This window comes from Treponema bryantii NK4A124, from assembly GCF_000421345.1.
Taxonomy (GTDB): Bacteria; Spirochaetota; Spirochaetia; order Treponematales; family Treponemataceae; genus Treponema_D; species Treponema_D bryantii_B.
The window spans coordinates 187,213-209,842 of record NZ_ATWV01000003.1; the positions used below are offsets into that span (position 1 = coordinate 187,213).

Sequence of the window (22,630 nt, forward strand, 5' to 3'; positions counted from 1 at the left end):
GATTTCGATACGACACTTCGTGTCTACTCAATCACCGTAGAATTGTCAGACTCTTCCTCTTCCTGGCCTTCTTCAGTCTCTTCCCCTTCCTCTTCTTCGTCAACAATATTCATAAGTTCTTTATATTTGTCTTCGAAAGTTTTTAAGTTCTTATTTTCCGGATATTCAGTTTTCAGAGTTTCGTAAGTGGAAGTAAATTTAACTGCATGCTTCTTTTCGAACTTCTTTGTATCTGCCGCGAGTACAGCAAGATAGTTTTCCAGATATTCCTGATTGACAGGCTGAGCTTCAAGCAGTTCTTCGTAAATAGTAATAGAACGTTTAAAGTCTCCCTGCATGGAATAAATATAGGCAAGACTTGCTTTTAAGGAAGCATTTTCCGGATCACGTTCCAGAATTTTTTTGTACATTGGAAGGGCGTTATCCCAGTCGCTTATGAATATATAACACTTGGCAAGTTTATAATAAGCAGCCCAGTACTGTTCTTTTTTCTTCATGGCAAGCTCATAGTATTCTGAAGCCTTCTTATAATCTTCAAGTTTATAATATGAGTCGCCAAGTATATAATACTCTGCGTAAATGTTTCTTGTTTTTACGGCACCCTGACCTGGAACCGGTACAGAAAGTTCCGTACTTTCACATGAGAAAAATGAAAAAGCAGAAAGGCTTAATGCAAGCAAGCCTGCAGCAAGGTATTTTTTAGCCGAGAACAATTTTTTCAATTTCATAAAGCTGAGACTTATACAGGCCGGAAATATTGTGGCCGTAATCTGCAATAAGCTGAATCATATTTCGTGGAGCATCCTTTGTATCGCAGCCATTAAGACGGTCACCTGCATCACCGAGGCCAGGCATAATATAAGCCTTTTCGTTCATTACAGGGTCCATCCAGAGTGTATAGCAGGTGCAGTTTTCAAGAGCTCGTGTTACTCGGATCGAGCCTTTAAGTGTTGAAATTGTATTAAAGAATGCAATAGACTTTGGTTTTACTCCCTGACTCTGCAGATATTTTACAACGGTTACAAGTGAACCACCGGTTGCGTTCATAGGGTCAGCAAAAATCAAATCCTTACCGTCAAGCTGTTCGAGGTTGAAGAATGACTTATTAAGGTCCATAATGTATTCCATATCAGCTTCGTTTTTAGTATCGTTACGGCTGATTTTGAAAAGAGCAAATGGAGTTTTGTAGCCGTGGCTTGAATACTCCTGAATTTCCTTTGACATAATCATAGATGGAAGAAGGGCACCGCGGAGCATTACGCACATTACAGTGTTTTCAATTTTATGGTCGATATCAGGAATTTTATGAACTGCGTAGTTCTGAACCGGGAAAGTTACAGGAGTTTTTACAACGATATGTCCTTTCTTGTCTGAGTGCTGGTCTGTATAAGCCATTCGGAAAAGCATTTCGTAAGCGCGCTGACTGTAATACATAAACTCCTGATGGTCTGTACGCTCGTCTCGGAGCTTTGAAATTACACGTGAACATTCAGCATGTGCCCCCTCTTCCGTTACAAAGGAATAAACTTTAATGGCAGGATGCTTAGCACAGATTTTCTGCATTTCGTGACCAAGCTTATCGTAACCTTCTATGATTTTAGCTTCATCTTTTGGCTCAAAAGATTTCATTGTATCCTTGAACATTACTTCAAGCTTCTTCAAATCTTCCATATCTTCAGATGTAAGATATCCGTCCAAATCTTCTGCTTTAAGAATAATCTTATTGTTTTCTGCCATTTAAAAACTCCTTATAATTGTGGTTTCGATACAGCCTTCGGCTTACTCAACCACCAGTATTTTTATAGCGCCAGCAGTTTATAAAGCTGCTCTTTATCTATTCTGATATCATGAATTAAAAGTTCGCTGTCTCCGATTATTTCTTCCTGAGAATTGGTAAGCCCAAAGGCAAGAATTAAAAGAGTTTTTCCAGCCTTAAGGAAGGTACCATTTTTGAATCTGAAATCAAGATTTAAGAGGTACTGATTCTGATGTTTAGGATCTGTTCTAAAACTGCCCTTTACATCAATTAACTTAAGGTCAAGCTGAGCACCTGTAAGAATTGTCAGGAAAGATTGTGGTTTATTTGCGAAAAAGCGGATTTCTGATTCTGCACCCTTTAAGTAATCAGTAAGTTCAGAATCTAAATCTGAATAAAGTTCAGTTGTATCTTCTGCAGGAAGCTTTGAAAGAGAATCATATTTATCAAGCATTCCTTCAAGATTCCTTCCTATGCAGGCAAGCTTATCTGATGGAAAAGCCATCTCGATATCACCGCTGTAAATCTTATAAGAAGTATCTGATTTTTCAGGACTATAATCTGAAATAACCCAGCCGTTTTTAGCACTTAAGACTTTTGGTAAATATTTTTGTGGAATAGAGCCATCTATTGAAGCCTGAACATCTGTTCCATGTCTTGAACGATTGAGACCGCAATATATTTTATTTACACGGTCGGCAATCATTTTTGCATCTGATTCTGTAGCGTTCTGATAAAAGCCGGTGATAATTCTTTCAATGAGGACGTTATCTGCGGCCTTAGGAACGGCAATGTAGAAGGAACTCTGGTTATCAATTAATTCCAGGGCATCAACTGGTCTTCCTGCGGGTGCAGATTTACAGCCTGCAAGAAGGAGCACAAATAAAACTGTTAGCCAGTATAAATTATGCTTTTTCAATCTTGAAACTCCATTTTTTATCATCAGCTTCAACTTCGTATGCCCCTGTAAGACCTGCATTCCAGCTTGCCTTTGCAGCAAGTGTTTCGCCGGAAATAAAGTCTGCGAACATCTTGAATGCTGCTTCCAGGTCGGCATCTCCGCCAAGCTCAAGATTAATTCTGTCGGTTACGTTGTAGCCGTTTTCCTTACGCTGGTTCTGAATACCACGGATAAGGTCGCGAACATAACCTTCTTTTTTGAGTTCATCTGTAATTTTAGAATCAAGACCGACTGTAAGAGTTCCGTCATTGAGAACCTTAAGATCGTCCTTTTCAAAGCGTTCAACGAGAACCTTTTCTTCGTCGAGTTCTACAGTCTTTCCTGCAACATCAATGCTAAGCTTTGTTCCATCAAGGATTGACTGAATCTGCTCGCTTGTAAGACCTGCGATAATTCCTGCAGCCTGCTTCATGAGTGGGCCGAGTTCCTTACCAAGAACCTTGAAGTTAGCCTTTGCCTTGTATTCAACAAGCTCGTCTTCGCGGTCGTGGAATTCAACCTTTTTAACGTTGAGCTCTTCTGCAATTGTATCCTGCATTTCTGAAAGTACAGTCTTTTCGCTTGGATTACGTGTTACCAAAGCAACGCTTGCAAGTGGCTGGCGGTTCTTGAGGTTGAACTGATTGCGCAGGCTGTGTCCCATAGAAACTGCCTTCTGTACGGTTGCCATCTTGAACTCAAGATCTTCATTAATCCATGCCTTGTTAGGAGTTGGGTAATCGCAGAGGTGAACAGATTCCTTATCTCTGTCTAGCTTGAGATTCTGGTACATTTCTTCTGTAATAAACGGAACAAATGGAGCTGCAACAGTTGCAAGAGTCTTAAGGGCAATATAGAGAGCCTCGTAAGCTTCTGCCTTGTCGCTGTCGTTTTCTGACTTCCAGAAGCGGCGGCGGCTGCGGCGGATATACCAGTTATTAAGTTCATCAATGAATTTAACAATTGGGTCAATAGAACCTGAAAGGTCGTAAGCGTCCAGGGCTGAAGAAACTTCCTTAATAAGATTCTGAGTGATAGACAAAAGCCAGGCATCAAGAGGATTTGACGGGGTCTTGTTATCAAAGAGGTGGCCTGTAGGAGCGGCCTTATCGATATTTGCATAAGTTACAAAGAAGGAATAAGAGTTCCACCATGGGATGATGATAGATTTAAGAACGTCGCGGACACCTGCATCTGAGTAGCGGATTTCATCTGCCTTTACTACAGCCGAGTGCATAAGGAAGAGACGGATTGCATCTGCACCAAACTTGTTGATTGCTTCAACAGGGTCTGTATAGTTGCGGAGGGACTTAGACATCTTTCGTCCGTCTTCAGCAAGTACGATTCCGTTTACGATACAGTTTTCAAAAGCTGGCTTGTCAAAAAGCTGGGCTGCAAGAACTGTAAGTGTATAGAACCAGCCACGAGTCTGGTCCAGACCTTCTGAGATAAAGTTTGCAGGGAAGTTCTTTTCAAACTTCTCTTTATTTTCAAAAGGATAATGTACCTGAGCGTATGGCATTGAGCCTGATTCAAACCAGCAGTCAAATACTTCCGGAATACGGTGCATTGTACCTTTACCGCATTTTGGACACTTGAAAGTAATCTTATCTACATACTGTTTGTGAAGGTCATCAGGGTAAGTTCCGCTGAGGTCTTTAAGCTCCTGGCGACTTCCTACACAAAGAGTATGCTTACAGTCAGGGTCATCACAGCGCCAGATTGGAATCGGGTTACCCCAGTAGCGGTTACGGCTTACAGCCCAGTCGCGGGCTCCTGCCAGCCACTTACCAAAGCGGCCTTCCTTAATATGAGCTGGCTGCCAGTTGATTTTGCTGTTTGCACGGAGAAGTACATCGTGATAATCAGCTACCTTTACGAACCAGGAACCAATACCACGGTAAATCAAAGGTGAGCCACAGCGCCAGCAGTGTGGGTATGAGTGAACAATAGAATCACGTTTTACAAGCTTACCCTCGTCCTTAAGGCGCTTCATAATATCTTTATCTGCATCCTTTACAAAAAGGCCCTGATAATCAGGAACTTCTTTTGTAAACTTACATTCAGCATCGATTGGCTCAACGTTTGGAACACCAGAACCACGGAATACCTTATTATCTTCCTCACCAAAAGCCGGAGCAATATGAACGATACCTGTACCGTCTTCTGTAGAAACGTAAGCTGCATTGAACATGCGGAAGGCACCCTTTTCGCACTTCTGGCCGCTCATTTCTTCGCAGGCTTTTGGATCCTTAAGATTTGCAAAGTATGGGAAGAGAGGCTCGTATTCAGCATCAATAAAATCAGCACCCTTATGGCGGTAGATGATTTCGTAGCCGGATTCGTCTTTATAGTAAGCAGACAGGCGGGCTTCAGCAAAAATGTAGTAGTCTCCGCTTTCCTTATCAAGAATCTTTACATAATCAATATCAGGACCCATACAAAGGCCAAGGTTTGAAGGCAAGGTCCATGGAGTTGTTGTCCAGGCCAGGAAGTAAGTTTTTCCATTTGCCATGTCAGGGTCGTTTACTCCGGCCGGAGCCTTAGTAATCTTAAAGCGAACAGTTACAGTCTGATCCTGAACATCCTTATAGCCCTGAGCAAGCTCGTGAGTAGAAAGAACTGTAGAACAGCGTGGGCAGTAAGGAAGAATATATTTTCCTTCGTAGATGAGGCCCTTATCCCAGAGAGTTTTTGCAACCCACCAGATAGACTCCATGAACTCAGGATTCATTGTTTTGTAGTCGTTATCAAAATCTACCCAGCGGCCCATACGTGTAATTGTTGTGCGCCATTCAGAAGTATACTTCAAAACAGAAGCACGGCAGGCATCGTTAAACTTGTCGATACCCAGAGCTTCAATTTCGTGCTTAGAGTTAAGGCCAAGTTCTTTTTCAATCAGATTTTCAACAGGAAGACCGTGGCAGTCCCAGCCAAAGCGGCGCTCAACACGTTTTCCCTTCATTGTCTGATAGCGTGGAATAATATCTTTAATGGTTGATGGAATGAAATGTCCGAAGTGTGGGAGACCTGTAGCAAACGGAGGGCCGTCATAGAATACGAAGTCCTCTGCCCCTTCTCTCTGGCTAACTGACTTTTTGAAGATGTCATTATCCTGCCAGAATTTTAATACTTCCTCTTCCTGTTTTGGGAAGTCAACTTTTGGATCAACCGGTTTAAAGCTCATGTATATGTCCTTTTATAAGTGATATTTATAATCTTCTTATTATGACATAAAACACGATTTTATTCTATAACCCTAGTTTTTTTTCAACTTTCTCGCGGTTATTTGTATAAAATAGCAGCGAATATTTATTATCATTCAAAAAGCGGATAAAAGGCGTATATACATTTCCCGGAAGAATTTTATCACATTCATCCAGAAGTTTTTTGCATTCGCTTGTATTTCCATCATCATAGTATATTTGAGAAAGGAAAATACGGGAATAAAAGCGCTCATAATCACAGGTTGCAGTTTCAACTGCCTTCTGGAAATCATTTTTTGCAACACTTTTACTTCCACCGCCAATTGCAGGTGCAAAATAATACCATAAGGCACGGTTTATTCTCGCAAAAGCAAGATCGGGATTATTTTTGACAACATCATCATAATCATCTTTTTCTTTAAGCCCCAGTTTAATTGCAGTGGCCTGTGAAATAAACTGCATGGAAGAGTTAATTACATCTCCTGAAGAAAGATAAAACCAGGGTGAAAGCTTTTCATTTTCATGTGCAGCTGTATATTCATTTATTTTTTCATATTGAGCAAGAATAAAAGGTTTAAGGTCTGGTGAAGTCATATTCTTTTCGTACATATAACTGTATTTTTCAAGAACAAGCATATTATCTACAACGAAGCGGGCTTCAGTACCTGCGTCTTTGTAAAGAGAGTCAGAAAATATCGAAGCAGAATAATTATCAAGAACTTTAATAGCCTCGTCCGGAGAAGCACAGGTTCTGGTATTAAGTCTTGCATCAAGAGTCTTATAAATTAATTCTGTTTCTGCTTTTGAAAAATCATAGGCAAAAAGGCCTGTAAATAAAAAGAAAAAAGATAAAATGAATAAAAGTTTTTTCATGTTATAATCCTGTTCGAGCAATTTCTTTCAAACAATATCAAAAAAATTGTTTTTTGTGAATGATTTTATTTCTGCTTGTGTTTTAACTACAAAAATGTTAAAATTAATAAATTTTTATTGATTTGTAATTATATGAAGAAAACAAAAGAAATACCCGTATGCTTTGCTACTGATGATAATTATGTTCCCTTTCTCGCTGTAGCTGTTTCATCACTTTTAGATAATGCCTCAAAAGAAAACTTTTACAGAATCTTTGTCCTCATTACAGAACTTAAGCAGGATAACATTGATAAGATAAAAGCTCTGGAAACAGAAAACTCAGAAATCACATTCATTTCTCTTGCTAAAGAAATGGACAAGATTAAAGATATGTTTCATTTAAGAGATTATTACTCTAAAGAAACTTATTACCGTATTTTTATTCCAAATCTTTTTCCATATTATAAAAAAGTTTTATATCTGGACTGTGATATTACCGTACTTGGAGATGTCGCAGAACTTTATAATCACCATATTCATGGATTTTATGTAGGAGCTGCAGTTGAAGAAGTAATGCAGACCTATGAAGTATTTGGAAACTACGTTGAAAAAGCAGATGGAATTAAACGTGAAAACTATTTCAACGCCGGTATACTTCTTATTAACTGCCGCAGATGGCGCAATAAACTCATAGCAGAAAGATTTGTTGATTTATTGAACCGTTATAAATTCCGTGTTGTTCAGGATGAAGATTATCTTAATGTATTGTGTAAAGGTCATGTAAGATGGATTAATCTTGGCTGGAACAAAACTGCCTATAAAAACCCTGCTTTTGATGATAAAGACCTGCGCTTAATCCACTGGAAAATAAACTGGCGCCCATGGAAGTATAAAAACGTTCTTTATGAAGAATACTTCTGGAAATATGCAAAGATGTCTGGTTTTTATGACAAGTTAATTCAGATGAGAGACTCAAGAACTCAGGCCGATTTTGACAAGGATGAAGTTCTTATGCAGAATCTTCAACAGATGGCAGAAGAAGATGCAAACGATCCTAATAACTACAATAACACACAGGGTAAAACTGGAAGTGTATGGTGGTTTTTCGACAAGATCAAACGTTTTGCAAGAATCAGAAAGCTTGTAACAATTAAAGCTTACAAGAGAAAGAGAAATCATGACAGAAGAAAAGACAATTAATGAAAAAAATCCTCAGCGTATTAAGATTGAAGAAAGAATAGCGGAATATGAAAAAAAAGGCTGGTGGCAGCGCGATGTTGAAGATGACCCTCCGACAATTCCTTTAACACCAGATAAGGTTGACTATCTTAATAAAAAGCTTTTAAACAGAATACTTACAAAAATTGTAAATATAAAGGCCGAAAAATTTATTAATAATCTTATTGCCAATAAGCAGCTGATTATTAAAGAAATTAAAGGTATAGAAAACTTTACAGCCGTTCAGGATGGCGGTCTTATAATTACCTGCAATCATTTTAATGCATTTGATAATTTTGCCGTTCATCATGCACTTTTACCCTACCTTCACAAACAGGGCCGGGATCTTTACAAGGTAATCCGTGAAGGAAACTTTACTAACTTTCCTGGTATTTACGGTCTCTTTTTCCGTCACTGTAACACACTTCCATTAAGCTCAAGCTTTGCAACAATGAAACTTTTTATGGATGCCATAAAAGTTCTTCTTAACCGTGGAGAAAAAATTCTTGTATATGCAGAGCAGGCAATGTGGTGGAATTACAGAAAACCACGTCCATTAACTAATGGTGCTTTTAAATTTGCTGTAGAAGCAAAAGTGCCTGTTCTCCCAATTTTTATTACAATGGAAGATTCAGATTTAATTGATGGAGACGGCTATCCTGTTCAGGAATATACACTCAATATCCTTCCTGCGATTTTCGCTGATCCTTCAAAATCTGCAAAAGAAAATATCGAAGAAATGAAAGATAAAAACTTTGAAGCCTGGAAAAAGGTTTACGAAGATTTCTATCAGACTCCCCTTACCTATAGTACAGAAAAGGCAGAGTAAGCATGAAACATCCAAAGGTCATCTATTATAAAGATGAATTAAACGATGAATTTGCCGGAGATTCAATAAAGCCTCGTCCCATAGATGAAAATTACTGGTATGGTAATTCTTCATTTTTCTTTATGACTATGAGGCTTTTCTGGTACAGAATATTTGCTTTTCCAATAGCCTGGTTATTTTTAAAACTCAAATATCATCATAAAATCATAAACAGAAAAGCCATACGAGCTTACAAAGGCAAACCTGTGTTTGTCTATGCTAACCATACTAACAACATTGCAGACGCCCTTATTCCCAGCATGGTTTCTTTTCCACATTCAACTTATGTTGTTGTAAATGCGAACAATGTTTCAATGCCTGTTCTCGGAAAAATTACACCATATCTTGGAGCACTTCCCCTGCCTGACAATCTTGCTGCTACAAGAAATTTCATGGATACACTTAAACTAAGAGTTTCTGAAAAAGCTTCTATCATGATTTATCCGGAAGCCCATATATGGCCTTTTTACACAGGAATAAGACCTTTTTCAGATATGTCTTTCCGTTATCCTTTAACATATGACTGTGCAGTTTTCTGTTTTACAAATACATATCAAAAAAGAGCTTTTTCTAAAACTCCAAAAATCGTAACTTATGTTGACGGACCTTTTTTTGCAGATGAAAAACTTGACCGCAAGCAAAGGCAGGCAGATATAAGAAATCAGGTTTATAATAAGATGTGCGAACGAAGTAAGCTTAATAATGTTGAATTAATTCAATATATTAAAGCAGAGGATTCTGAAGTACAAAAAGAAAGGGAGGATAAATAAATGCGAAACATTATGTTCTGTGGAAACTCAAAAGTTTTCGATGGAGTTCTCACATGTATGCTCTCTATTTTTAAGCGGACACAAACAAAAGAAGCATTTGAAATCACAATTCTAACAATGGATGTTTCACATCTTAATCCAGCTTATACCGCGATAGATGACAAAATGATTTCCTTTCTTGACGGAGTTGCAAAAAAATATAATTCAGAAAATTGTGTTCGCAAAATTGATGTAACTGAGATTTACAAGAAAGAGTTCGCAAATAGTCCTAATGAACAGTGTTACTGCTCACCTTATACTTTAATCCGCCTTTTTGCAGATTTAATTCCCGGAATGCCGGATAAGTTTTTGTATCTTGATATAGATATAATGTTTAATAAAGATATCTGCATGCTTTATGATATTGATATTACAGATTATGAATATGCTGCTGCCAATGACCATTACGGAAAGTATTTAATCAGACCTGATTATATTAATGCAGGTGTTCTTCTCTTTAATCTAAATAAATGCCGGCAAACAGGACTTTTTGAAAAAGCAAGAAATCAGATAAAAACAAAAAAATGGCTTTTTGCAGATCAGGATGCTCTCTGGCATAGCACTACAAAGAAGAAAATCATTTCTCAGAAGTTTAACGACCAGAAATTTCTCTGGCCAAACTGGACTGTCGTAAGACACTTTTCAAAAAGACTTTTCTGGCTGCCATATCCTCACACTGCGAACATCAAACAGTATCACGTAACAAAGGTACATACGGTTTTTAAATACGATCAGTTTGATGATATTCTTTATGAATATATTTATCTCAAAGGTGTATTTGAAAATCAGTAAACTGGTGGTTGAGTAGCTCCAAAGGAGCGTATCGAAACCACCTTACTTTCCCCGGTCTCTTCCCCGCGGGCCAAAATTCTTCTGTCTTTCCCTCACCGCGTGAATCAACTTATTATCTTTTTCCAGAAGATCTATTAAATCCCAGTGCCAGTCCAAATTACTTTCAGGAAATAATGCAGGCGGATCCGGCTTACGGCGTGAGTTTGCGTCCTTAATGATTTTTATCAGTTCTTCAAAAGTATTTTTGTCTGCAAGCTGCTTGAGATAAGGCTCTTCATTTTTTGTAAATACAGAAGCGTCATCATTAAAGATAAAATCTTCTGCCTTATATTCAAAAGGCTTTACAGTATTGCGTACTTTTTTACTGCGGCCGGAAACACAGGAATAATTAGTATTGCAGCTTCGCAGGTGCTTTGGAATCTGATAAGTATCATTCTGGTAAGTGAAGTTAATGTAGTCGGTAGAATAATCCATATCTGTACGCCAGTAACGGACATCGTAAAGTTTGTCACCATCAATAATATAACCTGTGATATTTTCGGGTATAGACTGTGGACTCAGCATAAAGCCCTGGGAAGGAGCAATGCCCCGGTAAAAAGTCCATGATGGAGTAAGCCTTCCTTCCTGAGTCATTTCCTGAGTCTCTAAATCATCCGCCATTTCCTCCTCGTGTATATCCTTTTCAAAATATGAGAGATACATGGCATTATCAATTACTAAAAATGGAATCGTGTTTTTCTGCCAGGTAGAATATGCAAGATCCAGAGAACCATAGATAGAATTATTTGTTTCTTTTGTATTTACATTCTGAATATAAATATGCTCTGCATTGCGGGCATTTGCTGTATTGCGTACACGGGCTTCTTTTTCATTATATGAAGCAGGTTCGGCCGCTCTGTTCAAATACCAGCCGTAATAAGTTTTAAGAACAATTACAATTTCAGGCTTTTCTTCATCATTCTGCTCAAAGAAAACATAACGGTCTTTTGCTTCCCAGATACCGAGGAGTCTAGAAGGGATTGATTGGGCAAAAGAGTAAAAGACATTAAAGATTATAAAAATACAAACAAAAAAAGATTTTCTCACATCTTTATTATCGGCTGTTTTTCATTTATAATATAGTTATGACTTATCTGGCAAAAATTGGGGAATTAACATTAAAAGGTTCAAACCTTCAGGAATTTGAAAACTTATTAAAGCATAATACAGCAAAATATCTGGAAGGCACAGGGGCAAAGGTTTCGCTTCGTGCCGGCCGTCTTTATATTGAATGTGAAGATTCTTTTCAGGAAAAAGTAGAATTTACACTTAATCATTTGATAGGAATTACAGGCTGGGCTAAGGCTACTGTCTGCGATAAAACAATTGAAGCAATTAATAAGGCCGTTTATGACCTTGCAAAGCTTGAGGCAGAACGCGGCTGCAAAACTTTTAAAATTGATGCCCGCCGTGCAGACAAAAGCTTTCCAATGAACTCTTATGAAATCTGCTGTGAAGCTGCTGGCGACGTTGAAGCCCTCATGAAAGTAGATGTTCATAAGCCTGATACAACTATTTATGTTGAAGTTCGCGAAAAAACTTTTGTATATGTTGATTCTAATGTTGGCTGCCGCGGACTTCCGGTTGGCTGCAGCGGTCGCGGACTTTTGCTTTTGAGCGGAGGTCTTGATTCTCCGGTTGCCGGTTACCGTATGCTGCGCCGTGGTATGAAAATTGAATGCTGTTATTTTCATTCCTATCCATACACTTCCGAAGAAGCAAAACAAAAGGTTGTAACTCTTGCCCAAAAACTTGCTTATTATGGAATTACTCTTTATCTCAACGTTATTCCTTTTACTGATGTTCAGATGAAGATTAAAGAAAAGGCTCCGGAAGCATGGAGCACACTTATGCTTCGTGTCTGCATGATGAAGGTTGCAAACAGACTTGCCGGCCGCTGTAAGGCTAAGTGTATTATTACCGGTGAAAGCGTTGGTCAGGTTGCAAGCCAGACCATAGAAAACATGACAGTTACAGAGCACTTTGCAGAGTTCCCTCTTCTCCGCCCTCTTTGCGGTATGGATAAGGAAGAAATCATTAAAGACTCATATTTTATTGATACTTATGAAACTTCGATTCTTCCTTATGAAGACTGCTGTGTACTCTTTAGTCCAAGGCACCCTGTTCTTAGAGGCCAGCCGGAAGAAGCAGAAGAAATTTACAAGAATCTTGAAGTTGATGAGCTGATTGAAAAGTCTTATAAAGAAAGAGAAATTTATAAACTTACAGCATGTGGAGAAATTGAGAAAAAGACAGACTAGATGCTGAAACATAGGGAGCGGCACTGCGTAGCAGGGCAAAAATAGTCCAGTGGACTGTTTTTAGCGAGTCTCCGAGCAGCTATGCTGCGAAGGTTCAGCATGATATAAGGAACTATGAAAGCAGAAGATAAAAAAATAATCTACACCCTTCTCAAAACAGCAGATGCTTACGAATGCGGATATACCCGGGAAAAGTTTGCAGGAGAGCCGGTCTTTGCGAATGATACAGAGTTGTCATTCCCTGGCTCGACCAGGGAATCTAGACAAAACAGAGATGTCGAGATGTCCGGGTCAAGCCCGAACATGACACAAGGTCTTTCTCTCGACGAACTTAATGCTAAGATTCTCCGCTGTACTCGCTGCGGCTTAGCACGCACTCGTAACAATGTTGTACCAGGTATGGGAGTTGAGCATCCTGACGTACTTGTAATTGGCGAAGGTCCAGGACACGACGAGGATATGCAGGGCTTACCATTTGTCGGTAAGGCTGGCGTTCTGCTTGACCGTATGCTTGCTGCAATTGGTCTGGACCGCAAAAGCAACTGCTATATTGCAAACATTGTAAAATGCCGTCCACCAGAAAACCGAAATCCTATGCCGGATGAACAGGCAGCCTGCTTCTCTTTTCTTGAAGCACAGATTCATATATTAAAACCAAAGATGATTTTATGTATGGGAAAAATTGCCATAGAAAAAATCACAGGACAGAACATTTCTATTAATGCCCAGCATGGAGAGTTCTTTGAATATAACGGGATTCCTGTTATGCCTACTTATCATCCAAGTGCACTTCTCCGCAATGAAGAATTAAAAAGACCGGCCTGGGAAGATCTTAAAAAGTTCAAACGCCGTCTTGACGCGATAAAGGCTAACTAACGGTAGTTATTTATGCAGTATCTGGAAATAATACTGAATCTTCCTGTGAATCAGGGTTTTACTTATTCCTACATACCTCCGGAAAATGAAAAAGCTGAACTTATTCCTGCAATTGGCAAACGTGCAGAAATAATGTTTGGAAATAAAAAAACTCAGGGCTTTATAATTAACATAAGTGATAAACTGCCGGAAAACTGTCCTGTTGGACCTGAAAAAATCAGACCTATAAAAAGAGTTATAGATAAAGAACCGCTCTTTGGAAAAGAGCTGATAGAAATGGCAAACTGGATTGCCCGTTATTATCTTTGTACTTTGGGTGAAGCAGTTTTTTCTATGATTCCAAGCGGCCGCCGTGACAGCAGTGCCGGTGGCTTTGGCTTTGAAGAAGAAGTTGGAGAGAAGAAAAAGAATGTACTGTCAGATGAGCAGAAGAAGGCTGTAGAAGAAATTCTAAATACGGTGGTTGAGTGCCCGCAAAGCGGGCGTATCGAAACCACCGTAGAAAAAGATAATACAAATGTGGTTTCGATACGGCCTTCGGCCTACTCAACCACCGGGCTTTTTCATTATTTATACGGTCCTACCGGGTCTGGAAAGACGGAAGTATTTCTTTCTCTAGCAGAAAAAATTCTTGAGATGGGAAAAGGTGTAATTTATCTTGTACCCGAAATCGGGCTTACTGGGCAGGTTGTAAAATCAGTTTTAGAACGATTTGGAAACACAGCCGCAGTTTTACACTCAGGCCTTACTCCATCCCAGCGCCTCAGTGAATGGCACCGTATAATGCATAAAGAAGCCCGTGTTGTTGTTGGTGCACGTTCCGCAATTTTTGCTCCGGTTCCGGATCTGGGACTTGTAATTATTGATGAAGAACATGACGGCTCATATAAATCCGGAAATAATCCGCGTTACCATGCAAGACAGGTGGCAATGCATCGCTGTACTTCATTAAAAATTCCTCTGCTTATGGGAAGCGCAACTCCAAGCGTTGAAGCCTGGTATGGAATGCAGAAAGGCTCTATTATCCGCCACACTCTTACAAAACGTCTTGCCGGTGGCGAGATGCCTCATATTTCCTGTATTGACCTCAGCTATTATCCGGGAGACGGTTGTATTTCAAAGCCTCTTGAAGATTCGATCAATAAAACTCTTGAACAAAAACATCAGGTAATTTTGTTTTTAAACCGCCGCGGCTTTACTCACTTTTTCCGCTGTAATTCCTGTGGCTTTGAGCTTAAGTGCAAAAACTGTTCTGTTCCACTCACCTATCATAAAATTGAAAACCGCCTGCGTTGTCATTACTGCGGCTGGTCTACAACTCCTCCGGAAAGCTGTCCTCAGTGCGGTTCTCTAGATATAGGAAGTTCAGGCTTTGGTACAGAATTTATTGAAGCTGAGACCCGGGCAAAGTTTCCTAACGCAAGAGTCATGAGACTTGATACAGATGTTCTGAAAAATAAAGAAGAGCTCCTTACTTCTCTCGAAGATTTCCGCCAGGGAAAATATGATATTCTGCTTGGAACCCAGATGGTTGCAAAAGGACTCAACTTTCCAAAGCTGCAGCTGGTTGGCGTAATCTTAGCAGATGCAGGTCTTCATATGCCGGACTTTCGTGCCGGTGAACGTACCTTCTCTTTGATTACCCAGGTTGCAGGAAGAGCCGGACGTTATTTTCCTGATGGAAAAGTTATTGTTCAGACCTACTCTCCTGGCCGTGGCCCTGTTCTTTATGCCTGCCAGAATCGTATAGAAGATTTTTATGGCAGTGAACTTGCAGAAAGAGAAATGCTGGACTTTCCTCCTTTCAGCCGTCTGCTTCGTCTTGTTTTCCGCAGCTACAACAAAGCACTTGCAGCGGAAACAGCCAGAGATGCTGTAAAAATTTTGACAGACGGTGCACCGCGTGGAATGGAAATTATTGGCCCTGCTGAATGTCCTATAGAAAAAATTAATTCCAGCTGGCGATATCAGATATTACTTAAAGGAAGTTCGATTGTTCCGCTACAGACTGCGGCCAGAAAACTTCTTTTCGATTACACTCATAATCAGAATGTTTATATTGAATATGATGTGGATCCGGTGAGTTTGTTGTAGATGAGGTTTCGATACGGCCTTCGGCCTACTCAACCACCCGTATAACGAAATACCGGTGGTTGAGTACCGCGAAGCGGTGTATCGAAACCACATTAGACATGTCGCCTTACACCGTCAAACTTAATTTCATACAAGAAAAGTCCATTCGGTGGTGCGGTTACTCCTGCCTTTGTTCTGTCATGTGCCTCCAGGATTTTTTTCATGGCATCATCCGCCGCCCCTTCTTTATCCAGATTTACAAGAGTACCGGTCAATGTTCTTACCATCTTCCACAGAAAAGCATTTGCTTCAATTTCAAAAACAAGAAGATCTTTTCCCCATCGATCCTTCTGCAAAAAGAATCTGGCTCCGTCTATGTAGCGGTTGTTTGATACGCTGTCGTCTCCGCTTGCTGCAAAAGAAGAACAGTCCAGTTCGCCTTGAAGACATTCGCAGTATTTATTTAGACGTTCAAGATTAGGTGTATAGTTTTTTACACGCCAGCAGTAGCGGAGATTATCTGCTGTAACATTTCCATTTAAATCTGTAGAAATAAAATAACGGTAGCTACGGCTGGTAGCAGACTTACGGGCAGAAAAATCTTCTGCAACTTCTCTGGCCCCGACAATTCTTACATCATCAGGCAAAAATGCATTTAAAGCACGAATGTAATTTTCAGCCGGCATACTTGCAAGCGGAGAATAAAAATTTGCAGCCTGCCCTACAGCATGCACGCCGCTATCTGTTCGACCAGAGCCATACAAAGGAGTTTTTTCTTTATGGATTTTTTCCAGAGCTTTTTCAATTTCTCCCTGAACGGTACGACTGGCTTCGCCGCCATTAGCATCATCCTGCCTCTGCCAGCCGCAAAAATCTGTACCGTCGTAAGAGATTGTAAGGAGAATGTTTCTAGAACTCATCGTCATTTACAAGCTTAGAAAGATTATCGTAAAGGTTACGGGCGTGCTCAAGAAGAGGTCCCGGCTTATTCTTAGAAGATTTACCTAAACCGAAAATACGTGCAATTGCAGTTTTAGATTCACTAAGTTTTTTCAAGCGTAACTGAATATCATCCTGCTGGCCGTATTTATATTCAAGAAGACCGCAAAGATAAATTACGCCATCCCAGCCATAGTTCTTGTCAATGTCCGGGCCCATGTTATTTAAGGTAGAACTTTTTTCTACACGTTCAGTTTCGTTAATAACTGCCTGCTGGTAGAAGAAGAGAGCCTTGCTGTAGAACATTTTGGAAATAATATCAAAATTATGGTCTGCACAATGCTGGTTGATTTCTGCAGTAAGCCAGGCAAGGCGCAAAGTCAGAATTGCTTTTTTCATTGTAGGCAAAGTATATGCGCCCATATCGTCATAAGTCATAAGGGCCAGGTAATACATGGCTGTTCCATCATATAATGTACGTTCATGTTTAAGGTTAAAATAAGGGAAGATTTCTTCGCAGTTCTGCTTACGTTTTTCAGAATGTTCAAAAATTTTATCTGCATCTTCCTGATCAATTTTTTCTGTAAAATCATTCCAGAAGAAAGCTGTATAACAGTTAGGGCAAACTCCAATTTCATAAATAAGAGGATAGATACGACCGAATTTAACTGAAGGTTCATAAATACGATGAAGCTCTTCTGTAAGTCCACCGGCAATCATACGTCCGTTACCGCTTCGCATAATTTCTCGTTCAAATTCTTTTTTGCAGACAGGACACTTTACCTTATCCTTTGACCAGTAAGAAATGCTGACTTTTTTTTCTGGACCATTTTTTTTAGCAGCCATAACGTCTCCTCCTTAAACTTTTTCTAAAATAACATAAGCAATCGCATACTCTTTTTCGTGACTTAAACTTACAAAAGCCTTGCACTGCCCAAGCCTTTCCTTCATTAGTGAAAGAGCGGCACCTTCTATATTCAGCAAAGGAGCTCCTTCGCTGTTATTTGTTATATATACATCTTTTAAATTGAAACCTGTAATTCCAGTTCCAAGCGCTTTTGAAAAAGCTTCTTTAGCAGCAAAGCGGGCTGCATAGTGCTGACATTTTGCAGAATCTGATTTTGCCGAAGACATTTCTTTTTCATTAAAAAAGCGCTGCAGCATTTCCGGATTTTTAATCCATTTTTCAAAACGCTTTACTTCTGTAATATCAGTTCCAATTCCTCCAATCACTATTCTGCTCCACCCTCTGCAGGCTCTGTATTTTCAAGAGGCTTACGAACGATAGTTAGTGTCAATTCATCATCAGATTTTTCAATAAGATTTAGATTTGATGGAAGAACATAACGCAGAGGAAGTTCATAAGTTCCAGGTTCATCAATATCACGGAGATTAACCTGAACAGCATGCTTTGAAAGAATGTAATCTTCAAGAACAGGCATTGAACCGGAAAGCTTGATTGAAACAAGTGGCAGCTCTCCGGAAATTTCAAGTTCTTTATCAAGATTCAAAATCTCTACAGGAATTTCAGTGAAATCTCTTTCCATAATAACAGGCTTAACACTAATTGTAGCCCGGAAGTTTTCTTCATCAATTATAGAAATCAACTTATTTGTTTTCTGATATGAAGTTTCTGTTGAGAAGTTTGTTTCGGCATTTGAAACATTAATTCTTGTTGTATAAATTTTATCTATAGCATTTACAATAGATTCTGGACCGGAGATTTCAATGGTAGAAGGAGAAATATTAACAGAATCAATTTCATATCCATGTGCAACTTCACCTACAATCGAAGGAGCCATTGGAAGGTACTTTGAAACCTTTTTATCAACATCAATTGTAATCGTATCATCCTTAAGTCTTACTTCAAAAGGATCATAAGCCATAAGATTTTCAGAAAGAGTAATTTTTACAGGCAAGGTATAAGAGCCCTTTGTTGTAATTGCATCGAGAGAAACTGAGGCTGTAATATCTGTCGCTAAAACGGATTTTATAATTTCATCGCTGGTTCTTACTACAACAGCAACTGAGCCTGGTACACTGCCAACATGCATTACAATTCCATTTTCTTCAAGCTGAAGTGGAACAACAAAAGTCTTAGATTCAATTAAAGAAGCCTGATGAAAGAAATATAAAAAGATTGCAATTACAAGACATACAACCTTAGAAGGCCATTTATCGAGGATTTTATCAAGCAAATGTTTTGTGTTCATCTACAGTATCCTCCAATACCTGAGCTTCCGAAGTAATTTCCAGAAGATTTTCTAGAATTTTTCGAACTTCTTCGAGGCTTAAGTCGTAATTTAATTTTGAATCGTAGGCAAGACTAAGGGCACCGGTCTCTTCTGAAACAACAAGTACAACTGCATCAGAGACTTCGGAAAGTCCAAGGGCCGCACGGTGACGGGTACCAAAGGTCTTTTTGATTGTGTAGTTTTCTGAAGTTGGAAGAAAGCATCCGGCTGCAATCAGCTTACCGCCCTGAATAAAACAGGCACCATCATGAAGCGATGTATCCTTACCAAAAATTGTCATAAGAAGGCTAGAAGAAAGATCTGCATTCAAGCGGGTTCCTGTCTGAATGATATTTTCAAGCTGAGTATGGCGCATGAAAACTGCAAGCATACCACGCTTCTGCTGAGAAAGCATTTCGGCGGCAATAAGGACAGCATCTACGTAAGTGTGGCGGGAACGAGTACCAAAAGCGAACCAGCCGTTCTGGCCAATGCGGATAAAAAGCTTTCGGATTTCCGGCTGGAAAATAAGGGCAAAGCCGATTACAAGAGCCGGAGCGATAATATTCATGAGCCAGAGGATTGTCTGAAGCTTTAAGAGAACGGCAAGACCATATACAATTACGACAATCAGAAGCGATTTAAGCATCTGTACGCCGTTTGTTTTTGAGATAAAATCGTATGCTTTATACAGAATGAATGTCATTACGGCAATATCAAGAAATGGCCGTATGAAATCATAAAGGTATAGAATTCTGTCAAAACCGAGCATAATACTCCGATGGTGGTTTCGATACGGCCTTCGGCCTACTCAACCACCGGTGGTTGAGTGCCGCACATAGTGCGGTGTATCGAAACCACCATTTAGATTTAACTATTATACTACATTATCGGAGATTTTTCATCACATTTAGAGTGTCAATTGCGGCAGAAACGTCGTGAACACGGATTATTTTTGCGCCTCTTTGAACGCTTATGAGGTCTGCGGCTAAGGTACCGGCAAGACGTTCTTCTGTAGTACGGCCGGTCATGTCGCCGATGCAGCGTTTACGGGAAAGAGCCATAAGCACCGGATAACGGCCTGCACAGATTGAAAGAGGCTGACTTATAAGTGCAAGATTTTCTTCCAGACTTTTTCCAAAGCCGATTCCAGGGTCTAAAATGATTTTATCTGATGCAACTCCATTTGAAATACAGAAGATTGCCCTCTGACCAAGAAAATCAGATACTTCCTTAATGGAAGCTGGACCTGTATGCATTAAAATTACAGAAGCACCGGTTTTAGCAAGATATTCGGCAGCATAAATAGAAGGCTCTCCATGAGCAGCGGCTGTGCCGTCGGCAGATTTTTCGTCATCTCCATCGGGCTTGCAACTTCCGCTTAAGGCCGTTATGTCGTTCCAGATGTCTGCACCTGCTGCAAAGGCCGCCTTAAAAACTTTGAGCTTATTTGTGTCTATAGAAATTGGAATTGAAGATACTTTGCGAACTGCTTCAATTACCGGAATAATTCTGTTTATTTCTTCTTCGGCGATAATTGGTGTGTAGCCCGGCCGGGTAGACTCACCGCCAATGTCCAGAATATCAGCTCCCTCGTCAATCAGCTGAAGGGCCCGGTCTATTCCGCCACGGCTTTCTTCAAAAAAAGAATCCGGGGTGGCATTAACTATACCCATTACAAAGGCAGGGCGTTCAGTTACGGCTCTTTTTAAGCCAAGTTTTAATTGCAGCATTCTTTTACCGCCTTTTTGATGTGAGAAGGAGAAAGGCCTGCCATTTCAAGCACTTCTTCACGGCTTCCATGATTATAGAATTTATCTTCAAAACCAAGTACACGGGTATTTGTCTGGCCTTTTTCTGCAAGCAGGCCTGCAAGGTATTGGCCCATACCGCCAATCACTACACCGTCTTCAACAAAAACAACTCCGCTATAGCGTCCGGCAAGCTCAAGGAAATAGCTTTCGTCAAAAGGTTTAATAAAACGTAAAAGATAAATATCAGCATAGCCACCGTCAAGAAGAACTGCGCGCACAGCTTTCTGAACCTCACTGTACATACCGCCTGTTGCAACTACGAGGATCTTTTTCTTTTTTGCTTCAAGCTCTGCTTCGCTGATGTTTTCTATAGGAAACTCTGTGCAAGGAATAAAAATCCCACGGCCAAGCTCCACCGGCTGACTCATCTGAGGCACTTCTGTAGGACAGGTTAGTTTTGGATAACGGATTACTACGCTGGTTCCCTTCTCTACTGCCCATTCAAAGCAAAGGCGTAAATCTGCAGCGCTGCAAACTGTCATAAGTTCAAGTTCCGGTATAGGACGGAAAAGTGCAATATCATAAATTCCCTGATGGGTTACTCCATCACTTGGAACTGCCCCTGCCCTGTCCAGCATAAAAATTGCATGAGATTTCTGCAGGGCAATATCATGAATCATCTGGTCTACAGAACGCTGAATAAAAGTAGAATAAATACAGACAACAGGAACCTTTCCGCCTTTGGCAAGACCACCGGCAAAGGTTACTGCATGCTCTTCTGCAATTCCAACATCAAAAAAACGGTCAGGATATTTATGTGAAAAAGCAGAAAGGCCGGTTCCCTTTGCCATAGCGGCAGTTATTGCTACAAGGTCGCGGTTTTTCTCGCCCTCTTCCACCATCAGATTACTGAAGGCTTCTGTAAAGCTTTCTGTATCAAATTTTTCTACAGTACCATCGCTGATCTGGAAAGGACCAATTCCATGGAAAAGTTCCGGATTATTTTCTGCAGGACTGTAGCCCTTACCTTTTTTTGTAACTACATGAACAACAACAGGCCTGTGAAGCTTACTTACACGGCGAAGCTCACGTTCAAGAGCAGCTTCGTTATGACCATCAAGAGGGCCAACATATTCAAAACCAAAATCAACAAAAAGATTATTTGTGAGGAACATTCCTTTTATGGCACGCTTTAAACGGAAAATCAATTTTTCGAGGCGATGACCAAGATATGGAATTTTATCTACCGCCTTGTCTACACGGTAGCGGAAGGTCTGATAACCTGCAGTCATGGTAAGACGGCTGAGGTAGCGGGAAAGAGAGCCGGTATTGTGGTCAATTGACATCTGATTATCATTGAGAACAACTATAAGATTTTTACAGAGCTGGCCCGCATGAGAAAGGCCTTCAAAAGCCATACCGCCTGTAAGGGCGCCGTCACCGATTACGGCAATTACCTTGCCTTTTTCACCGTTGAGCTCGCGGGCTGTAAGAAGGCCCAGAGCCGAAGAAATTGAAGTTGATGAATGACCGTTTATAAAGTAATCGTGAGGGCTTTCGTTTTTGTTTGTAAAGCCGGAAAGTCCACCAGCCTTGCGCAGGGTTGGAAATTCTTCATAACGGCCAGTAAGAAGCTTGTGAGTATAGCACTGGTGGCTTACATCAAAGACAATTGCATCCTGAGGGCTGTTGAAAACACGGTGTAACGCAATGGTCAGTTCGACAACACCAAGATTACTTGCAAGGTGGCCGCCATTTTTACCAACAACATTTATTATAGTTGTGCGGATTTCCTGGGCCAGCTGCTTGAGTTCTTTTTGAGAAAGCTTTTTGATGTCTACCGGCGAATGAATTTTTGATAGAAGAATAATTGACCTCTTAATAAACTGCGGTGGTTTCGATACGGCCTGCGGCCTACTCAACCACCTTCTGTAGTGTAAAAAAAAGACCGCGTATAACGCGGTCTTTCAACACATAGTCTCGACCTAAAAACTACTTGCTCTTATGTCGATT

20 protein-coding genes are annotated in these 22,630 nt (G+C 40.1%); 7 read left to right on the forward strand and 13 right to left on the reverse strand.

The window, feature by feature from the left end; all coding sequences use genetic code 11:
- Window positions 1-23: 23 nt before the first annotated feature.
- The 5 genes from G626_RS0104010 to G626_RS0104030 all read right to left on the reverse strand — a co-directional run bounded on the left by G626_RS0104010 (window position 24) and on the right by G626_RS0104030 (window position 6,775).
- Window positions 24-728 (reverse strand): tetratricopeptide repeat protein, encoded by a 705-nt coding sequence (locus G626_RS0104010; protein ID WP_022931510.1) that lies wholly within the window; start codon window positions 726-728, stop codon window positions 24-26.
- Entirely contained in the window at window positions 700-1,737 is a 1,038-nt protein-coding gene (locus tag G626_RS0104015) for a uracil phosphoribosyltransferase (RefSeq protein ID WP_022931511.1), read from the reverse strand. The genes G626_RS0104010 and G626_RS0104015 overlap by 29 nt, the downstream gene beginning before the upstream one ends.
- Before the next feature lie 62 nt (window positions 1,738-1,799).
- Window positions 1,800-2,675, reverse strand: coding sequence for a hypothetical protein (locus G626_RS0104020; RefSeq protein WP_156003163.1), 876 nt, complete (start codon window positions 2,673-2,675; stop codon window positions 1,800-1,802).
- Window positions 2,662-5,883, reverse strand: coding sequence for an isoleucine--tRNA ligase (ileS, locus tag G626_RS0104025; RefSeq protein WP_022931513.1), 3,222 nt, complete (start codon window positions 5,881-5,883; stop codon window positions 2,662-2,664). The genes G626_RS0104020 and ileS overlap by 14 nt, the downstream gene beginning before the upstream one ends.
- Before the next feature lie 64 nt (window positions 5,884-5,947).
- Window positions 5,948-6,775: a hypothetical protein gene (locus G626_RS0104030; protein ID WP_022931514.1), complete on the reverse strand. Its 828-nt coding sequence runs from the start codon at window positions 6,773-6,775 to the stop codon at window positions 5,948-5,950.
- Window positions 6,776-6,907: 132 nt separating this feature from the next.
- Between G626_RS0104030 and G626_RS0104035 the strand changes: the two genes are divergently transcribed.
- The 4 genes from G626_RS0104035 to G626_RS0104050 are packed head-to-tail and all read left to right on the forward strand — an operon-like array spanning window position 6,908 to window position 10,441.
- Window positions 6,908-7,954: a glycosyltransferase family 8 protein gene (locus G626_RS0104035; RefSeq protein ID WP_022931515.1), complete on the forward strand. Its 1,047-nt coding sequence runs from the start codon at window positions 6,908-6,910 to the stop codon at window positions 7,952-7,954.
- Window positions 7,932-8,801: a lysophospholipid acyltransferase family protein gene (locus G626_RS0104040; RefSeq protein ID WP_022931516.1), complete on the forward strand. Its 870-nt coding sequence runs from the start codon at window positions 7,932-7,934 to the stop codon at window positions 8,799-8,801. Before G626_RS0104035 ends, G626_RS0104040 begins: the two co-directional genes overlap by 23 nt.
- Window positions 8,802-8,803: 2 nt before the next feature.
- Window positions 8,804-9,610: a lysophospholipid acyltransferase family protein gene (locus tag G626_RS0104045; protein WP_022931517.1), complete on the forward strand. Its 807-nt coding sequence runs from the start codon at window positions 8,804-8,806 to the stop codon at window positions 9,608-9,610.
- On the forward strand, window positions 9,611-10,441 hold the full coding sequence (locus G626_RS0104050; RefSeq protein ID WP_022931518.1) for a glycosyltransferase: 831 nt from the start codon (window positions 9,611-9,613) through the stop codon (window positions 10,439-10,441).
- Window positions 10,442-10,483: 42 nt separating this feature from the next.
- Here G626_RS0104050 and G626_RS0104055 read toward each other — a convergent pair whose 3' ends face one another.
- On the reverse strand, window positions 10,484-11,527 hold the full coding sequence (locus G626_RS0104055; RefSeq protein ID WP_022931519.1) for a hypothetical protein: 1,044 nt from the start codon (window positions 11,525-11,527) through the stop codon (window positions 10,484-10,486).
- 38 nt (window positions 11,528-11,565) lie between these two features.
- On the opposite strand from G626_RS0104055, the gene thiI reads away from it, so the two are divergent.
- The 3 genes from thiI (at window position 11,566) to priA (ending at window position 15,711) form a co-directional block, all read left to right on the forward strand.
- A complete protein-coding gene (gene thiI / locus G626_RS0104060) occupies window positions 11,566-12,741 on the forward strand; it encodes a tRNA uracil 4-sulfurtransferase ThiI (protein WP_022931520.1) in 1,176 nt (391 codons plus the stop codon).
- Between the two features lie 114 nt (window positions 12,742-12,855).
- Window positions 12,856-13,617 (forward strand): uracil-DNA glycosylase, encoded by a 762-nt coding sequence (locus tag G626_RS0104065; RefSeq protein ID WP_022931521.1) that lies wholly within the window; start codon window positions 12,856-12,858, stop codon window positions 13,615-13,617.
- A 12-nt stretch (window positions 13,618-13,629) separates the two neighbouring features.
- Entirely contained in the window at window positions 13,630-15,711 is a 2,082-nt protein-coding gene (gene priA, locus G626_RS0104070) for a replication restart helicase PriA (RefSeq protein WP_022931522.1), read from the forward strand.
- A gap of 92 nt (window positions 15,712-15,803) precedes the next feature.
- On the opposite strand, the gene truA is transcribed toward priA, so the two are convergent.
- The 7 genes from truA to dxs all read right to left on the reverse strand — a co-directional run bounded on the left by truA (window position 15,804) and on the right by dxs (window position 22,539).
- Window positions 15,804-16,616 (reverse strand): tRNA pseudouridine(38-40) synthase TruA, encoded by an 813-nt coding sequence (truA, locus tag G626_RS0104075; protein ID WP_027726967.1) that lies wholly within the window; start codon window positions 16,614-16,616, stop codon window positions 15,804-15,806.
- A complete protein-coding gene (locus tag G626_RS0104080; protein WP_022931524.1) occupies window positions 16,600-17,475 on the reverse strand; it encodes a DUF2225 domain-containing protein in 876 nt (291 codons plus the stop codon). The genes truA and G626_RS0104080 overlap by 17 nt, the downstream gene beginning before the upstream one ends.
- A gap of 12 nt (window positions 17,476-17,487) precedes the next feature.
- Entirely contained in the window at window positions 17,488-17,862 is a 375-nt protein-coding gene (acpS, locus tag G626_RS0104085) for a holo-ACP synthase (RefSeq protein ID WP_022931525.1), read from the reverse strand.
- A complete protein-coding gene (locus tag G626_RS0104090) occupies window positions 17,862-18,842 on the reverse strand; it encodes a CdaR family protein (protein ID WP_022931526.1) in 981 nt (326 codons plus the stop codon). The genes acpS and G626_RS0104090 overlap by 1 nt, the downstream gene beginning before the upstream one ends.
- Window positions 18,820-19,635 (reverse strand): diadenylate cyclase CdaA, encoded by an 816-nt coding sequence (gene cdaA, locus G626_RS0104095; RefSeq protein WP_022931527.1) that lies wholly within the window; start codon window positions 19,633-19,635, stop codon window positions 18,820-18,822. The genes G626_RS0104090 and cdaA overlap by 23 nt, the downstream gene beginning before the upstream one ends.
- Window positions 19,636-19,750: 115 nt before the next feature.
- Window positions 19,751-20,596 (reverse strand): dihydropteroate synthase, encoded by an 846-nt coding sequence (locus G626_RS0104100; protein WP_022931528.1) that lies wholly within the window; start codon window positions 20,594-20,596, stop codon window positions 19,751-19,753.
- Window positions 20,584-22,539 carry a 1-deoxy-D-xylulose-5-phosphate synthase gene (dxs, locus tag G626_RS0104105; protein WP_022931529.1) on the reverse strand — a complete coding sequence of 652 codons (1,956 nt, stop codon included), beginning with the start codon at window positions 22,537-22,539 and terminating at the stop codon, window positions 20,584-20,586. Before dxs ends, G626_RS0104100 begins: the two co-directional genes overlap by 13 nt.
- Between the last annotated feature and the right edge of the window lie 91 nt (window positions 22,540-22,630).